The organism is Candidatus Krumholzibacteriia bacterium, assembly GCA_029865265.1.
In the GTDB taxonomy this organism is placed as follows: domain Bacteria; phylum Krumholzibacteriota; class Krumholzibacteriia; order WVZY01; family JAKEHA01; genus JAKEHA01.
The window spans coordinates 1-15,036 of sequence record JAOUHG010000007.1 but is presented as its reverse complement, the minus strand read 5'-3'; the positions used below and the strand labels follow the sequence as shown (position 1 = coordinate 15,036).

Below are 15,036 nucleotides of genomic sequence, written 5' to 3'. Positions count from 1 at the left end.
GTGGCTCCAGGCCGTTCTTGACGCTCTCCCCCCCGACCGATAGCATCGCACTACGGAACGCGGCCCCGCGTACCGACCCGCGATGAAGCGTACGCGCGCTGCACTTCTTTCCGCCCTGCTGACGGCCCTGGTCTTCGTGGCCGGGCAGGCGCTCGCGGGCGTCCCCAACGTCGAACTCGTGACGGTACTCGTGTTCGTCGCCGGTTATCTGCTCGGCCCCGCGCTGGGTGCGTTGGTGGGGGCGGCCGGCATGGGCGCGCACTCGCTGCTCAACGTCATGGGGGCGGTGGCGCCGCCGGTGTGGGTGGCGCAGTTCGTGTGCTATGCGGTGGTCGGGCTGGTGGGGGGAATGCTGGGTCCGGTGCTGGCGCGGATGCGCCGCCGCGGGCTGGCGTCGGTGCTCGCGGCCGCCACCGGTGCGGCACTCGCGCTCTTCTATCAACTGGTGATAAACGCGGTGACGTTCTTCGTCTTTTCCAGCGGGGTGAGTGTGTGGGTCTACGTGTGGGGTGGGATCGCGTTCGGCGCGGTGCAGGTGGCGTGGAACACGGCGGTGTTTCTGTTCGTGCCGGGCACGCTGCGCGTGCTGGCGCCGTACCGGCGCGAACTGGCGGCGCGGCCGTGACGGCACGCGCGCGTTGCGTGTGCGCGCTGGTGGTGCTGGCGGCGTCCGGGGCGTGCCCCGCGGCGGCGCAGCAGCCGCCGGTTGCCTTTCCCGATTCGCTGGGCGCCTGGACCCCGACCCGTTCCGGCGGCGCGTTCGAGTCCGTCTCCCGCGCGGATTATCTGCGCGCACACGCGTTCTCGCTGGACAACTACCTGGAGTTCGCGCCCGGCGGTGTGCTGGTGCGCCCCGGCCCCATCGGTTTCGTCACCGGATACTCGCGCTGGGGGATCGGGCGCGGCCGCGCCGCCCTGTCCATCAACGGAATTTCGTTCAACGACCCTCAGAACGGGCTGGCGCCGTGGGTGGATGTGGCTACCAGCGGTCTCGGGCGCCTGGATATGGACAACGCCGCATGGTCGCCGACCTGGATCGAGGGGAATCTCGCGCTGGTGACCGCGCCGCCCGCGACTTCGCGCCCCACCACCTACGTCGAACTGTCCAAGGGAACCAACGACCTGCGCCAGCGGCGCGTACAGTTCGGGTCGGAAGAGGGAAAGGTGGGGCTGGATCTGTCCTACGATGAGGTGCTCGACGATGGCTACGGCTTCGACGCCAGCGGCGCCCTGGGTGCGCCCCCCGACTACGGCAAGGCGCGCTCACGCAACAGCTCCATCGTCCTGCGCGGTGCGCCGGACGACCGCGGCACCTTCACCTTCGGCTTCCGGCAATACGAGAGCAACACCAGCGGCGACCTGGTCTCGGTGACCGCGGAGGGAGCGCGCTCGGGTCACCTCGCGTGGCTGGATGCCGCCGCGGGCGACACCCGCCTCACCGTGTACGGCCGCGGTTTCAACGCGTCGGCGCCCGACTCGGAGACGGTCAACGAGACCTCGGGCGTGGCGGTTGAAACGAGCTTGGGTGGCGATGCGCGCGAGGTGCGCGTGCGCGTCACCGCGGAGGAGACGTCGTTCTCCCAGGAGGTCGGTGGCGTGTACGCCGCCCGCCTGGTGGGCGGGAGGGCGGTGCTCTCGGCGCGCAGTCGCATCGGGGATACGGCCGAGCTGTTCGCCAGCGGCTCCGCGGTGGGGGACGAGGCGAGCGACGTTGCGTGGGGTCTGCTGGCGGGCGTGCGCCGCACGGGCCCGCGCCACATTCTATCGGCGCAGGCGGGCCGCAGCAGCCGCGTTCCCACCCTGGCCGAGCGCTACCTGCCCGCCCACGACTCCGGGGGCTTCACCCTGGCCGGTGACAACGGGGTGAACCCCGAGCACGCGCTGGAAGTGCGCGCGGACTGGGAGCAGCGCAGCCACTGGTTCGTAAACAACCTGCGCGCGTCGTGGATGAGCGCCGAACGCACCATTGCATTCCTCCCGCGCGACGTGGGGGGCACGACGTGGCGCGTGGCCACCAATGGCGAGGGAACGCAGTCGATGTGGTTCGCCGAGGAGCGGTTCCGCAGCGAGTTCCAGACCGGACCGCTGCGCGCGCTCGGGGAGGGCGCGGTGCTGTTCACCACGGGCGACCGTGAGCAGGCGTTCGCGAGTGTCCCGGACGTGCAGGTCAACGCGTCGCTGCTGATCGGCGGGGAGATGTTCAACGCCACCAGCGCGCTCTACGTGGGCGCCGAATACACCCACATGGGCTCGCGCGAAGACTACGACGGCCGTGCGCTGGCGGCCTACGACGTACTGAATCTCACGCTGCACGCGCGCCTCGTCGACGCACACTTCTATCTACGCTATATCAATGTACTCGACGAGGCCTACCAGACCTACCAGGGCTACTTGATGACGCCCGCCACGTTCGTGTACGGTATCGAATGGACGCTCTTCAACTAATTTGACGGCGGGGTGACATGCGACGGGTGGTGGGGGCGGGGCTCCTCGTGATTCTGCTGGGTGGAGACCACATCGTGCGCTGGGTGGACGACCAGCGGGTGCCGGCGGCCCGCGTCGCGCAGCCATCCGCGCAGCAACCATCCACCGCCGAAAGCCAGCGCCGCCCCGCCGCGCGCCCGTCCCTGCCGTATCCCGCCGCGTATCACGACGATCCGCTGCACTTTCTCTCCACCGCTCCCGCAGAATCTCTCGCACTCCTGCCCGGTATCGGACCGGTACTTGCCGGGCGCATCGTCGGCGAGCGCGCTGCCCGGGGTCCGTTCACCTCCTGGACGGAAGTCGACCGGGTGAGCGGCGTGGGACCGGTGACGGTCCGGCGCCTCGAAGCCGCCTCGCGGCGCCGCTAGGCCAGCGGCGCGGCGTTCGCGCCTTCCTGCCTCGCATTGGTTCTCATTTTGCAACCCGAATGCGGAACGCGCCGTGCGTGTGCCGTTCGATTGTTCCGTGGAAGGGGCTCCGGTTTCCCAGCGTGCCCCCACCGTGGGGACGTCCCCCGTGCCCCGTGGCACGGGAATTGCGGAATGGCACGCGCACCGAGCAGTTATTCGCCAGGTCGTCACCCGCTTGCCAGCCGGGCCGGGGAACGTACAACGCGTCGGAGGCTATTCCATTGAGAGACCGCATCGCCCAGAAGCTCCTGGAATCTTCGCTCATCAGCCAGGATCAGCTCGCGCGCGCCCTCGAGTCACAGCAATCCGATGGCGGAACCCTCTCCTACAACCTGGTCAAGACCGGCGCCATCTCCGAGATGGCGTTCGCCGAGTTCATGGGCCAGGTCTACAACGTCCCCGCCGTAGACCTGGACTCCGCGTCCATTGACGGCAGCGCCGTCGACCTGATCCCCGCCGACGTGGCCACCAAGTTCCAGGTGGTGCCGCTCAAGCGCGAGGGCCGCACCCTCACCGTGGCGATGGCGAACCCGGACAACATCTTCGCCATCGACGACATCAAGTTCATCACCGGCTTCGACGTCCGCCCCGTGGTGGCCACCGAGACGGCCATCAAGCGCACCATCGACCGCCTCTACGACTCGGCCGACTCGCTCGCCACCATCATGGGCGAGATCGAGGACGACTTCGAGATCGTGGAGGAGTCGGAGGAGGCGGAGGCGGGCGCGGTCGCGGCCGCCGTCGACGCGCCGGTGGTCAAGCTGGTCAACAGCCTCATATCCGACGCGGTGGGGCGGGGCGCTTCCGATATTCATATCGAACCGTATGAGAAGTCGCTGCGGGTGCGCTTCCGCATAGACGGCATGCTGCACGAGATGATGTCGCCCCCCTTCAAGATGAAGAACGCCATTACCTCGCGCCTGAAGATCATGGCGGAGCTGGACATCGCCGAGCGGCGCGTCCCCCAGGACGGCCGCATCAAGATCCGCATGCACGGCAAGCCCATCGACCTGCGTGTCAGCACGCTGCCCACGATTTTCGGCGAGAAGGTCGTGATGCGTATTCTCGACCAGAGCAACCTGCAGATCGACCTGGCCAAGCTGGGTTTCGCGCCCTCGGCGCTGGGGCGGTTCCTCAACGCCATCGAGAGCCCCTACGGCATGGTGCTGGTAACCGGGCCCACCGGTTCCGGTAAGTCGACCACGCTGTACAGCGCGCTGCAGAAGATCAACAAGGTCCACTCCAACATCATGACGGCGGAGGATCCGGTGGAGTACAACATCCCCGGCATCAACCAGGTGAACGTGCACGAGGACATCGGTTTCACCTTCGCCACCGCGCTGCGCGCATTCCTCCGGCAGGACCCCAACATCATCATGGTCGGTGAGATTCGAGACCTGGATACGGCCTCGATTGCGGTCAAGGCCGCTCTGACCGGTCACCTGGTATTGAGCACGCTGCACACCAACGACGCGGCCAGTTCCATCAACCGACTCGTGGACATGGGCATCGAACCGTTCCTGGTCTCCAGCTCAGTGCTGCTCATCATCGCCCAGCGTCTGGTGCGGCGCCTGTGCGAGAAGTGCAAGGTACCCACCACCCTGCACGCCGAGGTGCTCAAGGAGCTCGGCATACTGGAGAACCCGGACGAGCTGCGCATCTGCGAGCCCAAGGGGTGCCCGGTGTGCAACGACACCGGCTACAAGGGACGTGTGGGTCTGTATGAAGTCATGGAGATCAGCTCTTCGCTGCGCGAGATGATCATCGACCGCGCGTCGAACGCGGACATCAAGAATCACGCGATGAATGAAGGCATGCTGACACTGCGACTGGATGGCATCGAGAAGTTCAAGCTGGGGCACACGTCTCTCGAAGAAGTGCTGCGCGAGACTGCCAAGGGTTAGAAACAAGGCGGCAGGAGAATATACACATGATCAACCTTCGTGATTTGCTGCAAGAGATGATCGAGGCGGGTGCGTCCGACCTCCACCTGACGGCCGGACTGCCGCCGATGATTCGCGTTGACGGCAACGTCAGGCCGACCGACCGCGAACCACTGTCGCCGGAACAGGTGCAGTCGCTTGCCTACAGCGTGCTGAACGAGGAACAGCAGAAGCGCTTCGAGGCGGCCAAGGAGCTGGACTTCTCCTTCGGCGTCAAGGGCATGAGCCGCTTCCGCGGCAACGCCTACCTGCAGCGCGGCTGCGTGGGGCTCGCCATCCGCCAGATCCCCTACGAGATCCGCACCTTCCGCGACCTCGGGCTGCCCACCGTGATGGAGAAGCTGTCCAAGAAGCAGCAGGGTCTGATTCTGGTCACCGGGCCCACCGGCAGCGGCAAATCGACCACGCTGGCGAGCATCATCGACAAGGTGAATACCGAGCGCCCGGCCCACATCGTTACCATCGAGGATCCGGTGGAGTACATCCACCAGCACAAGAAGTGCATCGTCAACCAGCGCGAGGTCAAGGCGGACACCGAGTCATTCGGCAACGCCCTCAAGCACGTCCTGCGGCAGGACCCGGACGTCATCCTCATCGGTGAGATGCGCGACCAGGAGACCATGCAGGCGGCGCTCACCATTGCGGAGACCGGACACCTTACCCTCGCCACGCTGCATACCAATTCGACCTTCGAGTCGATCAACCGCATCGTGGATACGTTCCCGCCCTCGCAGCAGAACCAGGTGCGTGCGCAGCTGGCGTTCGTGCTGGAGGGGGTGCTGGCCCAGCAGCTGGTGCCGCGTATGCGCGGAAAGGGCCGCGTGCTGGTGACCGAGGTCATGGTGTGCACGCCGGCCATTCGCGCGGTCATTCGCGACGACAAGGTGCACCAGATCTACGGTCTCATGCAGGCCGGACAGAAGCACGGCATGCAGACGATGAACCAGGCACTTTTCAATGCGGTTATGGGCAAAGAAATCGACATGGAAGAGGCGCTGCGGCGCAGCAGCGACCCGCAGGAGCTGACCCAGATGGTGGGCGGCCCCGTGGGCGTGCGTTAAAAGGGGGTCCCGACGATGGCCACGACCTATACATGGAAGGGCAGAAGCCCGAGCGGAGAGTTGCTCTCCGGCGAATACGCCACGGAGAGCAAGGATGATCTGGTCAGCTATCTGCGCAAGCGGAAGATCATCATCACATCGGTGCGCGAAAAGGGCGGCGGTGCACTGAAGATCAACCTGCCCGGCAGCACGCGGGTGAGTGTGAAGGACATCGGCGTGTTTACGCGCCAGTTCGCCACGATGATCAACGCGGGTCTGCCCATGGTGCAGTGCCTGGATATTCTGGCCCAGCAGACCGAGAAGGTTCCGCTGCGCGAGGCGGTGGCCAAGGTCATGAGTGACGTGGAGGGTGGTTCCACCCTGGCCGAGGGCCTCGCGCGTCATCCCAAGATCTTCTCGAACCTGTTCGTCAACATGGTGGAGGCGGGTGAAGCGGGCGGTATTCTGGACGTGATTCTGGTGCGCCTTGCCACCTTCCTGGAGAAGCTCGACGCCCTGCAGCGCAAGGTGAAGAGCGCGCTTACCTACCCCAGCGTGGTGGGTGTGGTTGCGCTGGGCGCCACGGCGTTCATGCTCATCTTCATCATTCCCACCTTTGCCAAGATGTTCACCGACTTCGGCGGCGACCTGCCGTTGCCGACGCGCATCGTCATCGGCATCAGCGACTTCCTGCGCGCCTTCTGGTGGGCGTTGCTGGCCGCCATCATCGGCATCGTGGTGGGGTTGCAGCGCTACTACAAGACTTCGCAGGGCCGTCTGGTCATCGACAAACTGCTGCTGAAGATTCCGGTGCTGGGCATGGTCATCCGCAAGGGCTCGGTGGCGCGCTTCACGCGCACGCTGGGCACGCTGATTTCGTCCGGTGTGCCGATTCTGTCCGGCCTGGAGATCACCGCCCGCACCTCGGGAAACCGGGTGGTGGAGCTGGCGGTCATGTCGACCCGCGAGAGCATCAGCCAGGGCAACACCATCGCCGAGCCGTTGAAGGCGTGCGGTGTGTTCCCGCCCATGGTGACGCAGATGATCTCGGTGGGCGAACAGACCGGTGCCCTCGACGAGATGCTGGACAAGATCGCCAACTTCTACGACGACGAGGTGGATACGGCGGTGGACTCGCTGACAGCGATCATCGAGCCGGTCATGATTGTCGTGATGGGCACACTGGTGGGCGGCATGCTCATCGCCATGTACCTGCCGATGTTCAAGCTCGTGACCCTGGTCGGCGGCGACTAGGCACGGGGCCGGGAGGAACTGGTGGCGACCCAGGAATCCGCGACCGCCGTCGAGCGACGCGACTTCGACCGGTTCCTCGTCCTGCGCGCCATCATCGCCGCACTGGTGGTGGGCGCCGGGGTGACGATCGTCGAGCTGACCAGCGACGCCTTCGCGGTGGGCCCGCTCTACGGCCTGCTGGGGGCGAGCATGGTGGTGGGCGCGGCCGCCCTGGGGCTGGACCGCGCGGGGGTGTCGAGACGGCGCATTGCGTGGGGGGTGGTGGTGGCGGACATCGCGCTCTCCGCCGGCATCATGCACTACGGCGGGGGCGTGGACGGGCAGTTCACCACCGTCTACTGCCTGGCGATTGCAGCGGGTGCGTTCCTGCTGGCCATGCCGGGCGGGCTGACCACCGCGCTGCTGTCGTCCCTGTGCTTCGTCGGATTCCAGTTGCTGGAGGCGCAGGGGATCCTGCGGCCGCCCGGGGGCGAGGGGCTGCCACGCACCGTGACCAGCGGGCTCATCGACGCCTACATGCACGTGTCGATGTTCTTTCTGGTGGGAACCGTCGGCGGCTACCTGGCGGATCGAATCAAACTGAAGGGACGGGCGCTGCAACACGCACAATCGGCGCTCGAGCAACTGCGGGTCGACACCAACTACATTCTCGAGAACATGAGCAGCGGTGTGCTGGTGGTGGACACCGACGGCCGGGTGGTCACCATGAACGCGGCCGCAGAGCAGATTCTGGAACTGGCAAAGAGCGGGGTTGAGAACCGGGGCATCCACGAGGCACTGACGGTGCGGGCCCCCGACCTGGCGCACGAGCTGGAACTGTCGCTGGAGTCGGAGCACGGCAAACGCCGCCAGGAGATCGCCACGCACACGCGCGGTGGCCGCGACCGGCCGCTGGGCATCAGCATCTCGCACCTGCACGATGCGGACGGCAACCGCCGGGGCATCATCGCCGTGTTCCAGGACCTCACCGAGGTGCACGAGATGCGCGAGCGGGTGCGCAAGGCCGACCGCCTGGCCGCCATTGGAGAACTCTCGGCGGGAATTGCGCACGAGCTGCGCAACCCGCTGGCCTCGATCTCCGGCTCCATCGAGATGCTCTACCAGGAGCTGGAGCTGGACGGAGAAAACAAGCGCCTGATGGAACTGATCATGCGCGAGTCGGACCGGCTGGACCGGATCATCTCCGACTTTCTCGAGTTTGCGCGCCTGCGCACGCCACGGCGTTTCCCGTCGCGCGTGGACAAGAGCCTGTCGGAGACGATGGTGCTGCTCAAGAAGAACGCCGAGAAGAGCAACGGCATCGCGGTGCGGCTGGAGTGCGCGGACAACCTGCCCACCGTCTACATGGACGACGAGCAGCTGCGCCAGGTGTTCATGAATCTCTCCATCAACGCCTGCGAGGCAATGGTGGGCGGCGGGACGCTGGAAGTGGTGGCGACTCCGCAGGGCGGGGAGGCCATCCAGGTGGAGTTTCGCGACAGCGGGCGCGGTATCGATCTGGAGGGGGTGGAGCGGTTCTTCGAGCCGTTCTTCACCACCAAGGAGGGTGGCACCGGGCTGGGACTGGCTATTGCCAACAAAATTGTTTCCGCGCACGGAGGAACGATTGGGTTCCGGAATCGTGTGGGCGGGGGTGCGGTGTTCACGATCACACTGCCGGTGGGGACGCCGGTGCAAGCTAGGGTCGACGACGATGTTGCCGTCGCGACCGTGGAGTAGGATATGGCCCGACAAGAAAAGGAAGTCAGCATGGCTGGAGAACGCATTCTGGTGGTGGACGACGAGAAGAGCATGTGCCAGTTCCTTTCGATCATGCTCCGCAAGGAGGGCTACGACATCACGACGGTGAGTACGGGCAAGAAGGCGATCGAAGAAGTGAACGGAAGCCGTTTCGACGTCGTTCTCACGGATATCAAGATGGCGGGCATGGACGGCATGGAGGTGCTGCGTGAGATCAAGCGCATCGACCCCACCATGCCGGTGGTGATCATGACGGCGTACGCCTCGCAGAAGACGGCCATCGAGGCGGTGAACCAGGGGGCGTTTCACTACCTGATCAAGCACGCCAAGAACGAAGAGATCAAGATGGTGGTGCGCAACGCGCTGGACATGAGGAAGGTGCGTACCGAGAACGTCATGCTCAAGAAGCAGCTCAAGCGCACCGCCGATCTGCGCACCATCATCGGCAAGAGCGAGGAGATGCAGAAGGTGTTCGGTCTGGTGGACAAGGTGGCCGACACGGAGTCCACCATCCTCATCTATGGTGAGAGCGGAACCGGCAAGGAACTGATCGCGCGCGCCATTCATTTTAGATCGTCGCGCGCCAATGGTCCCTTCGTGAGCATCAACTGCGGCGCGCTTCCCGAGAGCCTGCTGGAGAGCGAGCTGTTCGGTCACGTGAAGGGCTCCTTCACCGGCGCCATCAAGGACAAGGAAGGCCTGTTCAAGGTGGCGCAGGGCGGGACGTTCTTCCTGGATGAGATCGGCGAGACCTCGCCCACCATTCAAGTCAAGTTACTGCGTGTCTTGCAGGAGCGCGAGGTGATCCCGGTGGGCGGCACCAACCCCATCAAGGTGGACGTGCGCCTGGTGGCCGCCACCAACGCCGACCTGGAGAAGGCCATCAAGCAGGAGCGCTTCCGCGCCGACCTCTACTACCGGCTCAACGTCATCCCGGTGCAGCTGCCGCCGCTGCGCAAGCGCCGCGACGACATCCCGCTCATCGTCCAGCACTTCCTCAAGAAGTACAACGAGGACCTGCCCGAGTCGCGCCAGAAGGGCATCACCCGCGAGGCCATGGAGATCCTGGTGGTGTACGACTGGCCCGGCAACGTGCGCGAGCTGGAGAACGTGGTGGAGCGGGCGCTGATCCTGGAGGAGAGCGACCAGATCACGCCGGGCTCGCTCCCGGAGAAGATCTGCCAGCGCGAGCCCAACTCGCACTCGCTGATCACCGAGCGGGCCCAGGTCACCCTGGACGAGCTGGAGAAGGAGTACCTCATTAAAGTTCTCAACGACACCAACTGGCAGAAGAAGAAGGCCAGCCAGATCCTTGGGATAAACGCCTCCACGCTGTACCGCAAGATCCAGCGCTACGGGCTCGACAAGGAAATGGAGAAGGTGCTGATCGACGCGGATTAGCGATTCCCGGCAAACTGCACTTTGCGACACGGCCGCAAAGCCGGCCCCGGCGGCCGGCGCGGCCCTGGGGACGAGGAAGCCCGGGCGACACGGCAACACACGAGGGAACAACTGGATACAGGGAAGATATCGGCAAGTTGATTTGGCATGCGGCTTGCCTTTACACACGGCAGGACCGTTAGTCGGTCCGGATGGATAAACATCCATACGCACAACAGCTAAATAGGAGGTTGTCCGATGCGTAACAAGGGTTTCACTCTCATCGAGCTGATGATCGTAGTTGTGATCATCGGTATTCTCGCGGCCATCGCGATTCCGAACTTCATTAACATGCAGTCTCGCGCCAAAGAGGCCTCGACCAAGTCGAATGCGCACACCACGCAGTTGGCTGCCGAGGACTTCTCGGTGCAGAACGACGGCGTGTATGCCGGCAGCGTGGGCGGCGACGCCCTCGCGAACGGCGACGTCATGACGGACCTGCTTCCGGCGGGTGCCCTTCTGACCAACCCGTTCTCGCGTCTGCAGGATTCGCCGGTCGACGGCGCTGCCGCCGGCGCCGGGCTCGTCGGCTACCAGCCGCAGGATCCCGACGGTGACGGTACCTGGGACGGGTACATCATCGACGCCGTGGGCAAGGACGGCGCGACGACCATCATCACGCTGACGAGCGGCCAGTAAGCCGAACGCCAGAGTGTAGTGCTCGTACGGGGCGGGGCCGAGAGGTCCCGCCCCGCTTGCTTTTGTCCCGTAAGAATCGGCACGGAATCTGCATTTTCCCCTGCCGGGCGGCCCCGCCGCCCGGAAATCAGCCATGGTTATTCTCGAATTGCACGGCATACGCAAGTCGTTCCGCCAGGGGTTCTGGGGTGTGCGCACCCCCGTCCTGCAGGGCGTGGACCTCTCCCTCGAGCAGGGGGAGGTGTTCGGCTTCCTGGGTCACAACGGCGCCGGGAAGTCGACCACCATGAAGGCCATCCTGGGCCTCATCCGCCCCGACGCGGGCTCGGTCACCATCTTCGGCCAGGACGGCGCCAGCGAGCGCACCCGCGCCCGCATGGGCTACCTGGGCGAAGAGGTCGGCCTGTACCCGCAGATCACCGGCCCCGAGATGCTGCTGCTGGTGGGGCGCCTGTTCCGCCTGCCGCGCGCGGTAGTGCGCCGCCGGGCCGACGAGCTCATCGAGCTGGTGGGCCTGGGCGAGAAGCGTTCCGTCAAGATCCGCCACTACTCCAAGGGCATGAAGCAGCGCCTGGGCATCGCCACCGCGCTCATGAACGACCCCGAGCTGCTGCTGCTGGACGAGCCCTACAGCGGCCTCGACCCGGTGGGGCGCAAGCAGCTGCGCGAACTGCTGATCGATCTCAAACGCCAGGGCAAGACCATCATGATGAGCTCGCATATCGTGCCCGACGTGGAAGCGGTGTGCGACCGGGTGGGAATTCTCAGCGGCGGGCGCATCGCCCGCGTACTCGACCTGCGCGAGGTGTACGCCGACCAGAACGCGCAGGTCGAGGTGACCTTCTCCGGTGTGGACCGCCGGCGCCTGCAGGCGCGCGACTACGGCGCGCGCGAGGTGTTCGCGGGCGAAACCGTGACCATCGTGCGCTGCGACGAGACGCGCCTCAAGGACCTGGTGGCCGACGTGTACGCTGCCGAGGGACACGTGGTGGAAGTGAAACCGTTGCGCACGCGGCTCGAAGACGTCTTCGTCGACGCCGTGCGCGAGTTCTCCCCGGCCGCGCCGGACCCGGCGAAACGAGACTCTGAACCCGTACTGACGCGCAGGTAACCATGACACCCATTTTGACGCTCGCCCGCTTTACCCTGCGCAATTACCTGCAGGAGCGCATCCTGCTCGTGGTGATCCTGTTCGGGGTGCTGCTGATGGGCTCCTCGTACGTGCTCTCGCCGCTGGCGGTGGGTGCGCAGCAGAAGATCGTCATCGACATCGGGCTGGCCGCGGTCTCGATTTTTGCCGTGGTGCTCATCGTCCTGCTGGGTGCGGGCTCGTTCCACATGGAGAAGGAGCGGGGCATTCTGCGCGCGCTGCTGGCCAAGCCGATTTCGCGCGTGGAGTTCATGCTGGGCAAGTACGCCGGCACCGTGGCCACCGTGTCGGCGGTCATCGTATTGATGGCGGCCGTGCACATGCTGGTGGTGGTGCTGAGCGGTACCCGGATCACCAGCACCCTCGCCATCGCCGTCTACCTGACGTTGCTGGAGGGCGCGCTGGTCACGGCACTGCTGACGCTGTTCTCGTCGTTCAGTTCGCCGTTGCTGGGGTCATTCTTCACCATCGCCTGCGTGGTGGCGGGCCACACCGCCGGCGACCTGCTGGCATTCGCGGAACGCTTTGGCGGCACCGTGCCGCGACTGGTCGCCACCGGCGCCTACTACATTCTGCCCAATCTTGAACTGCTCAACGCGCGCACCGAAGCGGTCCACAACCTGCCGCTGCCCGAGGGCTTCGTGGTGGCGGTCACCCTGTACGCGCTGGCCTATACCGCGGGCCTCCTGTACCTGGCCACGGTGATCTTCCGGGCGCGGGAAGTGAGCTGACATGCGCCTGCCGCGCGTGCTGGGAGCGGCCGCGATCGGCCCGGTGGTGCTCGCCTCGCTGGTGTTCGCCACCGCCGGCGTGCAGGAGCACCGCGTGCGGCCCTACCTGTACGCCAATCTGTACCTGCCGTCGGGAAAGCTGGTGGAGCAGACCTCGCTGGGCTACCGCGAGCTGGCCGCGGACCTGGTGTGGTTTCAGGCCGTGCAGTACTTCGGCGGCTACGCCAAGAACCAGCACAGCCTGGCCTACTTCAACGGGTTGATCGATATCGTCACCGACCTAGACCCGCACTTCCAGTTTCCGTACGTTTTCGGCGCGGTGGTGATGTCGCAGGACATGGGAGACTTTCCCCGCGGCGTGGAGGTCCTCAAGAAGGGCATGCGCGCCAACCCGGAGGCGTGGGAGTTCCCGTTCGAGATCGGCTTTCTCTATTACATAACCCGTGGTGACGCGGACTCCGCGGCGCGCTACTTCCACCTGGCCTCGCGCATGCCCGGCGGCGGGGACCGCGCGCGGCGCTTCGCCGCGTTCGTGTACTCCAGGGGCGGACACGCCGAGACCTCGATCCGCATGTGGGAGGAGCTGGCCGCGTCGTCGGAGCAGCCCTACATGAAGGAGATGGCGCGCCGCTACATCGAGCAGATCCGGCGCACCGGCCGCATCGGCAAGGAAGAGAATGACGGCTGACGTCGCATATACGGCGATGGCCGCGGCCTTCGGCGCGCTGCTGGGGAGCTTCCTCAACGTGGTCATTTACCGCCTGCCGCGCGCGACGTCGGTGGTGGGTGGGCGCTCGCAGTGCCCGAAGTGTCAGCAGACCATTTCCTGGTACGACAACGTGCCCGTGTTGAGCTGGCTTCTACTGGGCGGAAAATGCCGGCGCTGCAAGTGGCGCATTCCCGTTCGCTACCCACTGGTGGAACTGTTGACCGCAACCGCGGCCGGCCTGGCCGTCCACGTGTACGGACCCGGATTGCAGGCGGCGTGGATTGTTGCGTTTCTGTGCATTCTCATTGCGATCACCTTCATCGACTGGGACCACCAGATCATTCCCGACCCGCTCTCCATCGGGGGCACGGTGCTGGGCTGGCTGGGGGCGTGGGTGTGCCTCGACATCGGCGTGCTGCAGTCCCTGCTGGGCTCGCTGGTGGGGGCCGGGCTCATCCTGGCCATCGCCGGCCTCTACAAGGCCGCGCGCAAGGTGGACGGCATGGGCGGCGGCGACGTGAAGCTCATGGCCATGATTGGCGCGTTCCTGGGCTGGCAGATGGTGTTTGCGGTGCTGTTCATCGCCGCGGCCGCGGGCAGCCTGTACGGAATCTGGCTGATGCGGCGCAGCGGTGGCGATGGCAAGACGGCGGTTGCATTCGGTTCGTTTCTTGCCCCTGCTGCGTGTCTCATGCTCTTCGCAGGCGAGCGGTTGCTGACACTGTACATGGGAGCGCTTTCGGTTCCCCGGTAATGCATGTCGCGTATGCAGATTGCATGGCGTAACCCGGCAAAATTCGCCGATTGAGTACACGACGCAGAATAACTCATGCGGACATAGCCAGTTATCATCGGAATGCATGCTCCGCGGCGCGGCACACGGCTGGCATGCTTGTTGCGAGATTGACCGCCGCGGCAAGGTCTATTTGTACATAGGGATAGTAGTTAGACGAACACCCGGCGAATCCATTCGTCGATACGGCGTGAGCCAAGGCTGGTGAAGAGATGAAAGTGTTCTCGCGGAAAGGCAAGACGTCCATCGGGCTGGACATCGGTTCGAGCCTGATCAAGGTGGTTGAGATCGACCACTCCAAGGACACACCGATGCTCATCCGTTACGGCATCGTGAAGCTTCCGTCCGAGGCGATCGTCGAGGGCGAGATCATGGATCAGAGCCTGGTCGTCCAGGGTATCCAGGAGTGCATGACCAAGGCCGGCGTGACCGCGAAGAACGTCGTCACCGCGGTGTCGGGCCGCGCGGTCATCGTGAAGAAGGTCGTCATGGACAAGATGAATCCCGACGACGCCAAGGAAGCCATCTTCTGGGAAGCGGAGCAGCACGTGCCCTTCGACATCGACGACGTGTGTCTCGACTTCCAGGTCCTCAACGAGGACGTGGGCGCCAACCAGATGGAGATCCTGCTGGTCGCCGCCAAGAAGGAAATGGTCAACGCGCACGCCGGTATCGTGCGTGACGCGGGCCTGAATCCGGTTGT

General features: G+C 65.2%; 13 protein-coding genes and 1 pseudogene. All 14 read left to right on the top strand.

All coding sequences use genetic code 11. The annotated features are described in order from the left end of the window. The first annotated feature begins 82 nt into the window (after nt 1–82). Nucleotides 83–625, top strand: coding sequence for an ECF transporter S component (locus tag OEX18_04965; GenBank protein ID MDH4336611.1), 543 nt, complete (start codon nt 83–85; stop codon nt 623–625). Continuing rightward, a complete protein-coding gene (locus OEX18_04960) occupies nt 622–2,445 on the top strand; it encodes a hypothetical protein (protein MDH4336610.1) in 1,824 nt (607 codons plus the stop codon). The genes OEX18_04965 and OEX18_04960 overlap by 4 nt, the downstream gene beginning before the upstream one ends. A 17-nt stretch (nt 2,446–2,462) precedes the next feature. Beyond that, nucleotides 2,463–2,852, top strand: a complete 390-nt coding sequence (locus OEX18_04955) for a helix-hairpin-helix domain-containing protein (GenBank protein ID MDH4336609.1) — start codon at nt 2,463–2,465, stop codon at nt 2,850–2,852. Between the two features lie 263 nt (nt 2,853–3,115). Then, entirely contained in the window at nt 3,116–4,798 is a 1,683-nt protein-coding gene (gene pilB, locus OEX18_04950; protein ID MDH4336608.1) for a type IV-A pilus assembly ATPase PilB, read from the top strand. 26 nt (nt 4,799–4,824) lie between these two features. Continuing rightward, nucleotides 4,825–5,898: a type IV pilus twitching motility protein PilT gene (locus tag OEX18_04945; protein ID MDH4336607.1), complete on the top strand. Its 1,074-nt coding sequence runs from the start codon at nt 4,825–4,827 to the stop codon at nt 5,896–5,898. 15 nt (nt 5,899–5,913) lie between these two features. Beyond that, nucleotides 5,914–7,131 carry a type II secretion system F family protein gene (locus OEX18_04940; protein MDH4336606.1) on the top strand — a complete coding sequence of 406 codons (1,218 nt, stop codon included), beginning with the start codon at nt 5,914–5,916 and terminating at the stop codon, nt 7,129–7,131. Between the two features lie 21 nt (nt 7,132–7,152). Next, on the top strand, nt 7,153–8,850 hold the full coding sequence (locus OEX18_04935; GenBank protein ID MDH4336605.1) for an ATP-binding protein: 1,698 nt from the start codon (nt 7,153–7,155) through the stop codon (nt 8,848–8,850). A 3-nt stretch (nt 8,851–8,853) separates the two neighbouring features. Continuing rightward, nucleotides 8,854–10,272, top strand: a complete 1,419-nt coding sequence (locus OEX18_04930) for a sigma-54 dependent transcriptional regulator (protein ID MDH4336604.1) — start codon at nt 8,854–8,856, stop codon at nt 10,270–10,272. A gap of 237 nt (nt 10,273–10,509) precedes the next feature. Beyond that, a pseudogene (locus tag OEX18_04925) lies at nt 10,510–10,629 on the top strand (prepilin-type N-terminal cleavage/methylation domain-containing protein). Between the two features lie 454 nt (nt 10,630–11,083). After that, the gene (locus OEX18_04920; protein MDH4336603.1) at nt 11,084–12,061 is read left to right on the top strand and encodes an ABC transporter ATP-binding protein; all 978 of its coding nucleotides are present in this window, start codon (nt 11,084–11,086) and stop codon (nt 12,059–12,061) included. A 2-nt stretch (nt 12,062–12,063) separates the two neighbouring features. Beyond that, entirely contained in the window at nt 12,064–12,831 is a 768-nt protein-coding gene (locus OEX18_04915) for an ABC transporter permease (GenBank protein ID MDH4336602.1), read from the top strand. 1 nt (nt 12,832) lies between these two features. After that, complete coding sequence (locus OEX18_04910; protein ID MDH4336601.1) at nt 12,833–13,519, top strand: hypothetical protein; 687 nt, start codon at nt 12,833–12,835, stop codon at nt 13,517–13,519. Beyond that, a complete protein-coding gene (locus OEX18_04905; GenBank protein MDH4336600.1) occupies nt 13,509–14,294 on the top strand; it encodes an A24 family peptidase in 786 nt (261 codons plus the stop codon). Before OEX18_04910 ends, OEX18_04905 begins: the two co-directional genes overlap by 11 nt. 257 nt (nt 14,295–14,551) lie before the next feature. Then, nucleotides 14,552–15,036 (top strand): pilus assembly protein PilM (pilM, locus tag OEX18_04900; GenBank protein MDH4336599.1); only part of this gene is annotated, 485 nt, incomplete at its 3' end.

Excerpts from the sequence above, each read along its gene's own strand:
- OEX18_04965 (MDH4336611.1), top strand. The coding sequence starts at position 83 with ATGAAGCGTACGCGCGCTGCACTTCTTTCCGCCCTGCTGACGGCCCTG.
- OEX18_04955 (MDH4336609.1), top strand. The coding sequence starts at position 2,463 with ATGCGACGGGTGGTGGGGGCGGGGCTCCTCGTGATTCTGCTGGGTGGA.
- OEX18_04945 (MDH4336607.1), top strand. The coding sequence starts at position 4,825 with ATGATCAACCTTCGTGATTTGCTGCAAGAGATGATCGAGGCGGGTGCG.
- OEX18_04940 (MDH4336606.1), top strand. The coding sequence starts at position 5,914 with ATGGCCACGACCTATACATGGAAGGGCAGAAGCCCGAGCGGAGAGTTG.
- OEX18_04930 (MDH4336604.1), top strand. The coding sequence starts at position 8,854 with ATGGCCCGACAAGAAAAGGAAGTCAGCATGGCTGGAGAACGCATTCTG.
- OEX18_04920 (MDH4336603.1), top strand. The coding sequence starts at position 11,084 with ATGGTTATTCTCGAATTGCACGGCATACGCAAGTCGTTCCGCCAGGGG.
- OEX18_04915 (MDH4336602.1), top strand. The coding sequence starts at position 12,064 with ATGACACCCATTTTGACGCTCGCCCGCTTTACCCTGCGCAATTACCTG.
- OEX18_04910 (MDH4336601.1), top strand. The coding sequence starts at position 12,833 with ATGCGCCTGCCGCGCGTGCTGGGAGCGGCCGCGATCGGCCCGGTGGTG.
- OEX18_04905 (MDH4336600.1), top strand. The coding sequence starts at position 13,509 with ATGACGGCTGACGTCGCATATACGGCGATGGCCGCGGCCTTCGGCGCG.